Origin of the sequence: Peribacillus asahii, from assembly GCF_003570725.1 — a bacterium.
GTDB classification, from domain to species: Bacteria; Bacillota; Bacilli; order Bacillales; family DSM-1321; genus Peribacillus; species Peribacillus asahii.
Window position 1 is genome coordinate 335064 of the sequence record NZ_QWVS01000002.1, and the last position, 12162, is coordinate 347225.

A 12162-nucleotide genomic window follows, 5' to 3' on the forward strand; every position below is an offset into this window, starting at 1 on the left:
GAACATTATTTTTCTGTATTTCGGCCAAAAATCTACCTATTTGCACTTTCATTTAGTATGATTACTGTACTATAACAGAAGTTTGGAGGTCATAAAAATGAATGCGGTTTCTATAGTTATTGGTTCCATTTGTATATTATTAATTGTCTACCGCTTATATGGTACATTTATGGCAGCTAAAGTATTAAAACTAGATGATTCTAAACCTACTCCTTCTCATAAACTAGAAGATGGTAAAGATTATGTTCCAACTAATAAATGGGTAACGTTTGGTCACCATTTCGCGGCAATCGCAGCTGCAGGTCCATTAGTTGGACCAATTTTAGCAGCACAGTTCGGGTATTTACCAGGATTGCTTTGGTTACTAATCGGAGCCGTCATTGGTGGGGCCGTTCACGATATAGTCGTTCTATTTGCTTCTATGCGTCGAGATGGAAAGTCATTATCTGAAGTAGCTAAAGAAGAACTTGGTCCTGTAGCAGGATTTTGTACAGGCCTTGCGATGTTGTTTATTATTACCATTACAATGGCGGGACTGTCTTTAGTTATATTACATGCACTAGAAAACAACCCATGGGGTACATTTGTTGTCGGTATTACCATTCCAATCGCAATGGGTGTTGGTCTTTATCATAAAAAGACCGGCAATCTAAAATCCGCGACAATCGTTGGATTCGGTCTAATTATCGCAGCTATTCTTTTCGGACCAAATCTTCAAGGCACAGCACTTGGTAATGTATTAACACTTGAAGCAAGTACAATTGCTATTATTTTACCAATATACGCATTTTTCGCAGCGGCCTTGCCTGTTTGGTTATTGCTTGCTCCACGTGACTATTTAAGTACATTTATGAAAATCGGGGTTTTCGCCGCTTTAATTGTCGGTGTATTCTACGTAAACCCATCTGTTCAGTTTCCAGCGTTGACAGACTTTATTAACGGCGGCGGTCCAATCGTTGCTGGTCCGGTTTGGCCATTTATCTCCATTACCATTGCTTGTGGAGCAATCTCAGGATTCCATGCATTCGTTGGTTCTGGAACAACTCCTAAAATGATTAATCGCTGGAGTGATATTAAAGGCGTTGCGTTCGGTGCCATGCTTGTTGAATGTTTAGTAGCCATTATGGCTTTAATTGCTGCAGTATCCTTACAGCCAGGAGACTATTTCGCTATCAACTCCGCTCCTGAAAAATTTGCAACACTCGGAATGGAAACGGTGCACTTAGATGAGTTAAGCGATGAAATCGGCATGGATCTTGAAGGAAGAACAGGCGGTGCTGTAACACTCGCCGTTGGAATGACTTATATTTTCACTGAAATACCAGTTTTCGAAAAATTAGCGTCCTACTTCTTCCAATTCGTTATTTTATTTGAAGCAGTCTTTATCTTAACAGCCATTGATTCAGGAACTCGTGTAGCTCGTTATCTTATTCAAGATTTCTTCGGTGATTTTTATAAACCTTTAAAAAATACAGAGTCCTTACTTTCAAATATATTTGCTAGTGCACTAGCATGTTTCATTTGGGGATACCTTCTATATTCTGGTGACATCAGTTCTATCTGGGCACTATTTGGTGTATCCAACCAATTAATGGCTTCCATCGGCTTAATTGTTGGGGCAACTGTTATTTTAAAAATCGCAGACAAACGCTGGTATATGCTAACTTGTCTAGTCCCACTCGCTTACTTATATGTTACGGTCAATGTGGCAGGATATTGGATGATTAAAAATGTATACTGGAATGCAGAAAGTACAGGTTTTAGCGTATTAAACGGCACATTATCCATCATTATGCTTGTCCTTGGAGTGATTATTCTCCTTACATCTATTAAAAAATGGATTGAGCTTTGTAAAATACCTCAACACATTCTAGTAGAACAATCGAAAAAAGAAATAGCATAATAAAAACCCGGAAAGCTATTGAAGCTTTTCGGGTTTTTGATTTACTGATCAACAACATGCTTTACAATTTTCGTTACTTCCGCTCGATTAATCTTCTCTTTTCCTTCTTTTAAAGCGACTAATGTGGCTTTCGCTAATTCTAAAGGAATTTTACAAAAATGCAAAATATCCTTCGTTTGAATCGTTTGGCAATATTTTTCTGCCATTGCTAAATTTTTCTCAGTGTGAGCAAGCATCTCAGCGAACCCCCACCCTTTTGGGAAAAACTGAACACCACGCTCCGCATCTTCATCACGATTACGTAAAATATTAACCGTTTGCAAACCGCGTCCAAAGGCAATCGCTTGTTCACGATTTGTTTCTGTCCCATCATACCATTTCCAAATATCTGAGAGCATTACACCGACTAAACCAGCAACATAATACGTATAATCATCTAAATCGGCTTCCGTTTCGATCTCCCAATTTTTCGCAACCCATTTCGCCATTCCTTCAGCCATTTCTATAGTAGACTCTAACACCTTATCTAATGCACCCGGTGGACAATACGCAATCCAATCCGACAAAAGCAACGTCACCTCAGGTAAATCTTTTTTAAACGGAGTAAAAAGTGCTTCAATTCTTGCTGCGCTATGACCTTCTTGCAGCAATTTAGCGACAGATTGTAATAGAAAAATTTTCGTATCAGCAGGAAGCTTCGAATCATCTTCAATTTCATCAATGGCACGCATGCACAAATAAGCTGAACCAATCGCTTCTTGTAATCCAGATGGTAAATGACTAATCGGAATAAAAAACGTCCGACTCGTTGTTAATAAAAAATCCATCGCTTTTTTATGTAATAGGTTTTGCTCCATCATATCTCTTCACTCCTTTTATACTTTATTTCTATATATAGAGAGGAATCTTCACTTGTAAAAAATCCTCTGCGACAATTGTATTTGGAAAAATAGCTGCGCTTTCCTGACGAAGCTGTTCTACTTCATTTGCTGTGTAGCGAGAACTAATATGTGTCAAAATAAGATGTTTGGCAGCCGCTGTTTTCGCTACTTGAGCAGCTTGTACCGTCGTGGAATGAAAGTAAGCTTTAGCCATCTCTTCTTCATCCGCTGCAAAGGTCGATTCATGAACAACGTAATCTGCATCAACAGCTAAACGAACTGCATTTTCACACATTCTCGTATCTCCAAGAATCGTAATGATTCTCCCTTTTTGTGCTTCTCCTAAATAATCGTTCCCATCTAGTAAACGACCATCCTCTAATTGCACACGTTCTCCTTTTTTCAACGCTTTAAAAATCGGCCCAGGTTTTACACCTTCTCTTTTTAATTTATCGACAAGTAAACTGCCTGGACGATCTTGTTCAACAATGCGGTAGCCTACACAATAAATACCATGATCAAGCGGAAGCGCATAAACAGTAAATTGCTCGTCCTTAAATATCATTCCTTCTTCAATTTCAATGATCTCGAGCGGATACTTTAAATGAGTCGTACTTACAGCAAGACTCGTTCGAACAAAATCAGCAATCCCCTTTGGTCCGTAAATTGTTAATTTTTCCGTTCCACCTTGAAATGAACGACTGCCAAGCAGCCCTGGCAAGCCAAAAATATGATCTCCATGTAAATGCGTAATAAAAATCTTTTCAATCTTACGAGGTTTTATAGCTGTTTTTAAAATTTGATGCTGAGTAGCTTCTCCACAATCAAACAGCCATACCGTTCCTCGTTCTTCTAATAGTTGAAGGGCAATTGATGTTACATTACGCGCCTTTGCCGGAACACCAGCACCCGTTCCTAAAAACATAAAATCCACTTTTTTACCTCCGATTATCCTCATTATATTAACTATAGCATAATTGCAAGCAAACGTGCCGCATACAAAGCTTTGATAATTTTAACGAACGAAATGATTGCTTTTTAGGGAATGCTAAACGTAAAATGAAAAACATAATTCCAACACTCTAACAGGAAAAAAGTCTGTTTAATCGAACGATTTTAAACTCATTATAACCAACAATCAACCACGTTCTATCACATAGCCTAGTGAAAAAGGAAAGTTGAGGTATTGACCGTGTCAGAAAATACGAAACCTACTGCATTAATCATGATTTTTGGAGCAACCGGTGATCTAGCAAAACGAAAACTATTTCCTTCTCTCTATCAATTATATACAAAAAATAAACTACAGAATTTCGCTGTTATTGGCATCGCGCGGCGTCCATTAACAACCGAACAATTTCAAGAGAACGTCAAAGATTCTGTCATGACGTTCGCAAACGTCGATTATCGGATAGAAGCATTTATCTCTCATTTTCATTACCATTGCCATGATGTTACAAGTTCGCAATCTTATATTGAATTAAAACAGCTTGCATCCCAAATCAACAATCAATATAAGCTGAAAGGAAATTGCATTTTCTATTTAGCTATGGCACCAGAGTTTTTCGGTACAATTACAAATCAACTCAAAACACAAGGTTTAACAAACGTAGAAGGCTACAAACGCCTCGTAATAGAAAAACCATTTGGAACAAACTTTGAAACAGCGAAAGCACTAAATGAACAAATTCGTACAGTGTTTCAAGAAGAAGAAATTTATCGAATTGATCATTATTTAGGAAAAGAGATGGTTCAAAATATTGCAGTGATTCGCTTCTCTAATGCCTTATTTGAACCGCTATGGAATAACCGATACATTTCTAATATTCAAATTACATCCAGTGAAACGCTAGGTGTAGAGGAACGAGGTCGCTATTACGAAAACAGCGGGGCACTGCGCGACATGGTTCAAAACCATATGATGCAAATGGTCGCCCTGCTTGCTATGGAGCCGCCTATTTCTTTAACGCCAGAAGAAATTCGCAGCGAAAAAGTTCGATTACTCCGTTCATTACGACCTATGAGTCAAGAAGAGGTGAACACCTATTTTGTTCGCGGCCAATATGCGCAAGGTATAATCCACGGCGAGACTGTGCCTGCTTATCGAGAAGAAGCAAATGTAAGCATCGATTCCAATACAGAAACATATGTAGCGGGTAAGCTCATGATCGACAATTTCCGCTGGTTCGGGGTACCATTCTACATTCAAACAGGAAAAAGGATGGATCGTAAATCAACGAAAATTGTTGTCCAATTTAAAGATATGCCAATGAATCTATACTATCAGGCAGAACACAAATTGACACCAAACTTACTAGTCATCCATATTCAACCGAAAGAAGGCATTACGCTATTACTAAATGTAAAAAAATCGGGCACGACAACAGAAACAAAATCCGTCAGATTACAACTAGCAAATGAAGGTACAGATTATATTAATACACCAGAAGCTTACGAGAAACTATTACTAGATAGCATGCGTGGAGATGCAACAAACTTTACGCATTGGGATGAAGTCGCTTTATCATGGAAATTTATTGATACGATTTCTGAAGTCTGGAAAAAGACAAACGATGAAAGCTTCCCGAATTATCCGGCTGGTTCCCCTGGTCCATCAGCAGCTGATGCTTTATTAGCTCATGACGGACATATTTGGTGGCCTATAGAAAAAATCGAGCAAGAAGACCAAGAGAACTAAACGAGGATGCTAGACTGCGGCATCCTCGTTTTATTTATACAGCTTTCTTTTTTAAAAACTTCCATTGAATATTTTTGAAGAATAACTTGTTTTCTACCTTCTCTTGCCTTGTACCTGAATTAATCCAGAGTGAAACAGATGTCTCTATTACGATTAAAGAGATAAATACGGATAGAACAAGCCAAACAATAAACATTATGCTATCCTCCCCCCACTTCCTTTTATCTAATAATTCAGAATACTATTCTCATCAATTATACACTATTTTGGTAAAAAAAGTAATATAACTAATTTCCTATAACTATATGCTTACTTACTATAAAAATGTCTTAAGAATTTACCGAAAATAGATTAATCTATATTTATAGAGCGAAAAAGGCGTCTGCAATGATCATTGCAGACGCCCCAAGCTTAAAACTCTTCTAAATTTTTTGCAGATTATTCTCCTGTAACAACTTCGATAATTCCCAGCACCATTTCAGCAAGCTTCGTTAATTCTTCCACTGGAATTTTTTCGTTTGTTGTATGAATTTCTTCATAACCAACAGCTAAGTTAACTGTTGGAATGCCAAATCCAGCAATTACATTGGCATCGCTGCCACCGCCGCTTTGTTGTAATTCACATGGGCGATTAATTTTCTCTGCTGCTTGTCTGGCTACTTCTACAACATGATCACCTTCGCTGTATTTAAAGCCAGGGTACATGACCGTTACATCGATCTCAGCACGCCCGCCCATTTCCGCAGCCGCTGTTTGGAAAGCCTCCTTCATTTTTTGAACTTGTGCCTCCATTTTTTCTGGTACAAGTGAACGAGCTTCTGCTAATATCTCAACGTAATCACATACAATATTCGTTTGTTGTCCACCTTGGAAACGACCAATATTCGCTGTTGTTTCAGAATCGATTCGACCTAAAGGCATTCTAGAAATCGCTTTAGCCGCAATTGTAATCGCTGAAACTCCTTTTTCAGGAGCAACACCTGCATGAGCCGTTTTTCCATATACTTTTGCTTCGAACCTTGCTTGTGTCGGCGCTGCGACAATAATATTCCCAACTTTTCCATCACTGTCTAGTGCATAACCATATTTCGCTGTCACTAATGAACGATCTAACGCTTTTGCACCGACTAAACCAGATTCCTCGCCAACTGTAATAATAAATTCTATTTTTCCGTGAGCAATCTTTTGCTCTTTAATCACTTTTAGCACTTCTAGCATCACTGCAAGTCCCGCTTTATCATCGGCTCCTAATATTGTCGTACCATCTGACACAATATATCCGTCTTGAATCGATGGTTTAATACCGTTCCCTGGTACAACCGTATCCATATGGGATGTAAAATAAATTGTATCTACACCTTCTTTTGTAGCTGGAAGGGTACAAATTAAATTACCTGCACCGTGACCTGTGATTGCTGTTGTATCATCTTCAAATACATCTAAACCAAGCTCTGTAAATTTTTCTTTCAATACTTTGGCAATCGCTGCTTCATTTTTCGTTTCCGAATCAATTTGAACCAATTCAAAAAATTCTTCTACTAAACGATTTTCATTAATCATCTTTATACCCTCCAAAAAAGTTATCCTACCTTAGTATACTTCTTAGAAAATAAACCGGCAAATATTGTGAAGCAAAGCTAAAACAAAAAAGCCCAAGGCCATTATGCCTTGAGCTTCTCTGAAAAAATCGTGTATTACAATGGAATGTTTCCGTGTTTCTTCCAAGGACGATCTTCTTTTTTATTGCGCAGCATTTCAAGAGATTGGATGATTTTGATTCGTGTTTCACGAGGATCAATAACGTCATCAACCATTCCTAAGCTTGCTGCAACGTATGGGTTCGCGAACTTCTCACGGTATTCTTCAACTTTCTCTGCACGTGTTGCTTCTGGATCTTCACTGTTTGCAATTTCACGAGCGAAAATAATGTTAGCCGCACCAGCAGATCCCATAACGGCAATCTCAGCATTTGGCCATGCAAATGTAAGGTCTGCACCGATTGACTTACTGTTAAGTGCAACATAAGCACCGCCGTATGCTTTACGAAGAATAATTGTAAGCTTTGGTACAGTTGCTTCAGAGTATGCATATAGCATTTTCGCACCGTGACGGATGATTCCACCATGCTCTTGCTTAACGCCTGGGAAGAAGCCAGAAACGTCTTCGAATGTGATAATTGGAATATTAAATGAATCACAGAATCGAATGAAGCGAGACGCTTTATCAGAAGAATCGATATCAAGTCCACCAGCTAATACTTTCGGTTGGTTACATACAAGACCAACAGATTGACCTTTAATACGAGCTAAACCGATAACAATGTTTTTCGCAAATCCTTCTTGTACTTCCATGAATGATCCTTCATCCACAACTTGCTCAACAACTTTACGGATATCGTAAGGACGAATACCTTCAAATGGAACGATATCTGTTAAGTCTGGACGATAATCATCATTGTTGTCCGCTTCTAATACAGGTGGTTTCTCTGTATTATTTTGCGGCAAGTAGCTTAATAATTTACGTACATCTTTCAATACTTCTTCGTCAGTTGGTGCTTTAAAGTGAGCGTTACCGCTGATTGTATTATGTACAGTTGCGCCACCTAAGCCTTCAGACGTAATTTTTTCTCCTGTAACTGTTTCGATAACTTTTGGTCCAGTAATGAACATTTGGCTCGTCTTCTCAACCATGAAAATGAAATCCGTAATCGCTGGAGAATAAACTGCTCCACCTGCACAAGGTCCCATAATAACAGAGATTTGTGGAATTACACCAGAATAGATTGAGTTACGGTAGAAAATTTGTCCATATCCATCAAGAGATACAACCCCTTCTTGGATACGCGCGCCGCCTGAATCGTTTAACCCGATAAACGGTGCCCCATTCTTCGCGGCTAAATCCATAACATTGGCAATTTTCAGAGCATGCATTTCTCCAAGCGCCCCACCGAATACCGTGAAATCTTGTGAGAATAAGTACACATCGCGTCCATTTACTTTACCGTATCCTGTTACAACACCATCTCCAGGCCCTTTTGCTTTATCTAAACCGAAGTTTGTACTGCGATGTTGAATAAATGGATTTAATTCAACAAATGTACCTTCATCGAGTAATAGCTCAATTCTTTCACGAGCTGTTAACTTTCCTTTAGCGTGTTGCTTTTCAATTCGTTCATCACCGCCACCAAGCTCAACCTCACGGCGTCTGTCATATAAATCGTTAATTGTTTCGTAGATGTCTTTCATTATGGCTCCTCCTCTTATTCAGGTCTTTCTGTTAATTCATATAAAATACTCGCTGTAGACTTCGGATGAATGAATGCTACCTTTGCATGATGGGCACCCAATCGAGATGTCTCGTCAATCATACGTAGACCAGCTTCTTTAATTTGTTGAATGCGGTCTTCGATGTTATCCACACCTAAAGCCACATGATGAACGCCTTCTCCACGTTTTTCGATGAATTTAGCAATTGGGCTTTCAGGTGACAACGCTTCCAATAGCTCTAGGCGAGTATTTCCAGCAAGGATAAATGCTACTTTAACTCCTTGGCTTTCTACTGTTTCAATGCCTTCAAGCTCTAACTTTAATGTTTCTGTATAAAGTGGTAAAGCTTCTTCGAGTGAACGAACAGCAATACCAATATGATCGATATTTTTAATCATTACCTAACCCTCCATGATGTACACTTAGTAAACGAAACATAACATAGTTCTACATTTCCCAACAAAACCCTCTAACTTTTCAAAATTGTCGGACAGGTATTTAACCTTGTTTCCGATTATTGTTCACGTTACAATAAAGCTAAACATATTCATTTGAAATTGAGGAGAGCACTATATGAAAAATAAAAAAATAAGAAAAATCATCGTATACTTAATGCTAATCTCGATGTTGTTAACAACATTACTATCAGGTATAGCCTTTTTAATGTAATGCTAACAAGAGTGAAGTCAAACGGCTTCGCTCTTTTCTATTTTCTTGTTTCATCGAATGGCTCTATATTTGTTTTGCTAATGTTCAAAAATCTTTAAAGAAGAATCCAGTCGGAGCGTAAAGCTAAGCAATAGAGGAAGAATGTATACTACTATCATGACTTTCTCTTTTTGCTTAGTTTAAGCTAGCCGCCGTTTTTCATTCCAGCTTTTCTACCATTAAAGGAATGTTTGAGCAATAAATATCTCTCCATTTCCTTCATAAGCTGAAGCAATGCCGCCCTCGATTCAAATTCTTCACGTGTGACAGGAAGTTGCATCTCTTTAAACCCTCGTTCCATCCCGTCCAGCTTCCGCAAATAAAAGCTAGCTGTGTTCTGCGGATGAACGTTTTCTGCTAACTCTTGAATAAAGTTGGCAAGGATATCACTTTGCTTCACGATACTTGGTATATTCGTGACAAGAGGTAAAATTCGCTCGATAATTTCGAATTGCTTCTCGCGCATATCAAAATATCGATAGTAATAATCCTCTTCTCGTAAGAAATGATTTTCCACATCTCGAAAAGCTAAGCTTTTCGCTTCCGCTAACCATTTCGACGTTTCTGTCAGTTCTTTTCCATTCCAAGTATAGTCATTATCACGCACGTACTTCACAATTTCCATTAAAATCGCGCTAAAGTTTGCTTCAACTTTTCGCTGATAAGATTTCAAGTCTTTCTCAACACTAGGCATATATATATTCATGACTAGCGCAACTCCAATTCCTACAGCAATTAAAATGGTTTCATTGATGAGCAAATCCAGCGTGATACCATTTGACGAATAGAGATGAAGAATGATTACACTGCTTGTGACAATGCCTTCATTCACCTTTAATGCCACCGTAGTCGGAATAAACATCAAAAGAATTAATCCTATTGTAAATGGGTTGTAGGCAATTAACTCAAACAATAAGGTTGAATAGCCCATTGCTAGTAAACAAGCGAGAAAACGCGATGCAGAGGCTTTTAAAGACTTCTTCTGTGTCACTTGAATACATAGTATCGTAATGATACCAGCAGAAGGAAAATGATCCAGATTTAATAATTGGGCAAGTACAATTGCTAAAGTAGCACCTAATGCCGTTTTAATCGTTCGATAACCGATTTTAAACATTGTTATGTATCACCTGGATTTCTTTACTTCTATTATAATACTATCAGCAAATTCGACAATTTTATAGTCCTTTATTTAGGAAAATACTAAATTTTTTATTAATTTACAACACATTTCTCCTTTTTTTTACAAAAATAAAAAAAGGCGATACATTTATCACCTTTTTTTGCAAAACTATAGAACTTTTTCCAGAAATTCTTGCGCACGTTTGCTTTTTGGCTGGGAGAAAAACTCAGCTGGTGCTGAATCTTCAACTAGCAATCCTCCATCTAAAAAGAGAACACGATCTGCTACTTCACGGGCAAAGCCCATCTCATGTGTCACAATCAACATTGTCATTCCAGAGTCAGCAAGCGACTTCATAACAGCCAGTACTTCTTTGACCATTTCAGGATCTAATGCTGATGTCGGTTCATCAAATAAAATCACTTCCGGGTTCATAGCTAACGCCCGTGCAATTGCGACACGTTGTTTTTGTCCACCAGAAAGTCGATTTGGATAAACTGCTTCCTTATCACCTAAACCAACCTTTTGTAACAGCTCACGCCCCTGCTTCTCCGCTGCTTCTTTTGACATTTTCTTCACCTTCATCGGAGCATACGTTAAATTTTGCAGCACCGTCTTATGAGGAAAAAGATAAAAATGTTGAAACACCATTCCAACGTTTTCACGGACTTTCATAATATTCGTCTTTTTATCTGTAATGTCTTGATCTTTAAACCAAATATGTCCGCCTGTAGGCTTTTCAAGCATATTGATGCAGCGTAAGAAAGTCGATTTCCCTGATCCAGACGGACCGATAATGGCTACGACCTCACCTTGCTTCACTTCTGTACTAATCCCTTTTAACACTTCAAGCTTGCCGTAACTTTTATGCAAATCTTCAATCTTAATCACTGCGTCTCATTCTCCTTTCAAGCAACTTACCAAACAACGTCAAAATCATGATCATTACATAATAAATCAATCCAGCAACAAGAATGGGCTCGAAAAATTTAAACGTTTGTCCACCGACAATATACGCGCGACGCATAATATCCGCAAGACCGATAATCGTCACAACAGCAGATTCTTTTGTTAATGAAATCAATTCATTCATAAGTGCTGGTAAAATATTTTTAATCGCTTGAGGTAAAATGATGTTTAGCATCATACTAGATTCTGAAACACCAAGCGCAAGTGCTGCTTCTCTTTGCCCTTTATCAACAGCCAATATACCTCCACGAATAATTTCAGAGATGTAAGCTGCAGAGTTTAAACCAAATGCTAAAAAAGCGGCCTCATAGGCTTCGATTTGGATACCTAGCATTTGCGGTGATCCAAAATAGATTAACATCAATTGTAAAACAAGTGGTGTTCCTCGAAAAATCGATGTATAAAAATCAGCTAACCAATTCAACGGTTTAATTTTACTAATTTTTAAAATTGACAATACAATCCCCAATACAAAACCAATAATAGCTGCTACTACTACAACTTGTAATGTCGTCGGAATCCCTTCCAAAATGTAAGGGATTGACGGGATAATCCTTTCAAAATCCAGATTCAACCTATTCATCCTCTCCCAAAAACATATATAGACCTTTTGA

12 protein-coding genes are annotated in these 12162 nt (G+C 38.2%); 3 read left to right on the plus strand and 9 right to left on the minus strand.

The genetic code is table 11. The features are described from left to right. Positions 1-97: 97 nt before the first annotated feature. Positions 98-1903: a carbon starvation CstA family protein gene (locus tag D1953_RS01825; RefSeq protein WP_119115435.1), complete on the plus strand. Its 1806-nt coding sequence runs from the start codon at positions 98-100 to the stop codon at positions 1901-1903. Between the two features lie 41 nt (positions 1904-1944). On the opposite strand, the gene D1953_RS01830 is transcribed toward D1953_RS01825, so the two are convergent. Together D1953_RS01830 and rnz are read right to left on the minus strand one after the other, a co-directional pair. Beyond that, positions 1945-2763: a squalene/phytoene synthase family protein gene (locus D1953_RS01830; RefSeq protein ID WP_119115436.1), complete on the minus strand. Its 819-nt coding sequence runs from the start codon at positions 2761-2763 to the stop codon at positions 1945-1947. A gap of 28 nt (positions 2764-2791) precedes the next feature. Further along, the gene (gene rnz, locus D1953_RS01835) at positions 2792-3718 is read right to left on the minus strand and encodes a ribonuclease Z (protein WP_119115437.1); all 927 of its coding nucleotides are present in this window, start codon (positions 3716-3718) and stop codon (positions 2792-2794) included. Positions 3719-4009: 291 nt separating this feature from the next. Between rnz and zwf the strand changes: the two genes are divergently transcribed. Then, positions 4010-5482, plus strand: a complete 1473-nt coding sequence (zwf, locus tag D1953_RS01840; RefSeq protein ID WP_220453351.1) for a glucose-6-phosphate dehydrogenase — start codon at positions 4010-4012, stop codon at positions 5480-5482. 34 nt (positions 5483-5516) lie between these two features. Here the strand turns inward: zwf and D1953_RS21090 are convergent, their stop codons facing one another. The 4 genes from D1953_RS21090 to mce form a co-directional block, all read right to left on the minus strand. Continuing rightward, a complete protein-coding gene (locus tag D1953_RS21090) occupies positions 5517-5678 on the minus strand; it encodes a hypothetical protein (protein WP_182480468.1) in 162 nt (53 codons plus the stop codon). Between the two features lie 242 nt (positions 5679-5920). Further along, positions 5921-7042 (minus strand): tripeptidase T, encoded by a 1122-nt coding sequence (locus tag D1953_RS01845; RefSeq protein ID WP_119115439.1) that lies wholly within the window; start codon positions 7040-7042, stop codon positions 5921-5923. A gap of 134 nt (positions 7043-7176) precedes the next feature. Continuing rightward, positions 7177-8727: an acyl-CoA carboxylase subunit beta gene (locus D1953_RS01850; RefSeq protein WP_119115440.1), complete on the minus strand. Its 1551-nt coding sequence runs from the start codon at positions 8725-8727 to the stop codon at positions 7177-7179. Between the two features lie 14 nt (positions 8728-8741). Continuing rightward, entirely contained in the window at positions 8742-9146 is a 405-nt protein-coding gene (gene mce / locus D1953_RS01855; protein WP_119115441.1) for a methylmalonyl-CoA epimerase, read from the minus strand. 175 nt (positions 9147-9321) lie between these two features. Here mce and prli42 point away from each other — a divergent pair, with 175 nt between their 5' ends. After that, positions 9322-9417: a stressosome-associated protein Prli42 gene (gene prli42, locus D1953_RS21895; RefSeq protein WP_164853271.1), complete on the plus strand. Its 96-nt coding sequence runs from the start codon at positions 9322-9324 to the stop codon at positions 9415-9417. 184 nt (positions 9418-9601) lie between these two features. Here the strand turns inward: prli42 and D1953_RS01860 are convergent, their stop codons facing one another. From D1953_RS01860 to D1953_RS01870, 3 genes are all read right to left on the minus strand, one after another. Then, positions 9602-10573, minus strand: a complete 972-nt coding sequence (locus D1953_RS01860; RefSeq protein ID WP_119115442.1) for an aromatic acid exporter family protein — start codon at positions 10571-10573, stop codon at positions 9602-9604. Between the two features lie 174 nt (positions 10574-10747). Further along, the gene (locus D1953_RS01865; RefSeq protein ID WP_119115443.1) at positions 10748-11470 is read right to left on the minus strand and encodes an amino acid ABC transporter ATP-binding protein; all 723 of its coding nucleotides are present in this window, start codon (positions 11468-11470) and stop codon (positions 10748-10750) included. Continuing rightward, positions 11463-12131 carry an amino acid ABC transporter permease gene (locus tag D1953_RS01870; RefSeq protein ID WP_281271515.1) on the minus strand — a complete coding sequence of 223 codons (669 nt, stop codon included), beginning with the start codon at positions 12129-12131 and terminating at the stop codon, positions 11463-11465. Before D1953_RS01870 ends, D1953_RS01865 begins: the two co-directional genes overlap by 8 nt. Between the last annotated feature and the right edge of the window lie 31 nt (positions 12132-12162).

What these genes read in the sequence shown, in the direction of transcription:
- D1953_RS01825 (WP_119115435.1), top strand. Translation starts at nt 98, where the DNA reads ATGAATGCGGTTTCTATAGTTATTGGTTCCATTTGTATATTATTAATT.
- D1953_RS01830 (WP_119115436.1), bottom strand. Translation starts at nt 2,763, where the DNA reads ATGATGGAGCAAAACCTATTACATAAAAAAGCGATGGATTTTTTATTA.
- zwf (WP_220453351.1), top strand. Translation starts at nt 4,010, where the DNA reads ATGATTTTTGGAGCAACCGGTGATCTAGCAAAACGAAAACTATTTCCT.
- D1953_RS21090 (WP_182480468.1), bottom strand. Translation starts at nt 5,678, where the DNA reads ATGTTTATTGTTTGGCTTGTTCTATCCGTATTTATCTCTTTAATCGTA.
- D1953_RS01845 (WP_119115439.1), bottom strand. Translation starts at nt 7,042, where the DNA reads ATGATTAATGAAAATCGTTTAGTAGAAGAATTTTTTGAATTGGTTCAA.
- D1953_RS01850 (WP_119115440.1), bottom strand. Translation starts at nt 8,727, where the DNA reads ATGAAAGACATCTACGAAACAATTAACGATTTATATGACAGACGCCGT.
- mce (WP_119115441.1), bottom strand. Translation starts at nt 9,146, where the DNA reads ATGATTAAAAATATCGATCATATTGGTATTGCTGTTCGTTCACTCGAA.
- prli42 (WP_164853271.1), top strand. Translation starts at nt 9,322, where the DNA reads ATGAAAAATAAAAAAATAAGAAAAATCATCGTATACTTAATGCTAATC.
- D1953_RS01860 (WP_119115442.1), bottom strand. Translation starts at nt 10,573, where the DNA reads ATGTTTAAAATCGGTTATCGAACGATTAAAACGGCATTAGGTGCTACT.
- D1953_RS01870 (WP_281271515.1), bottom strand. Translation starts at nt 12,131, where the DNA reads ATGAATAGGTTGAATCTGGATTTTGAAAGGATTATCCCGTCAATCCCT.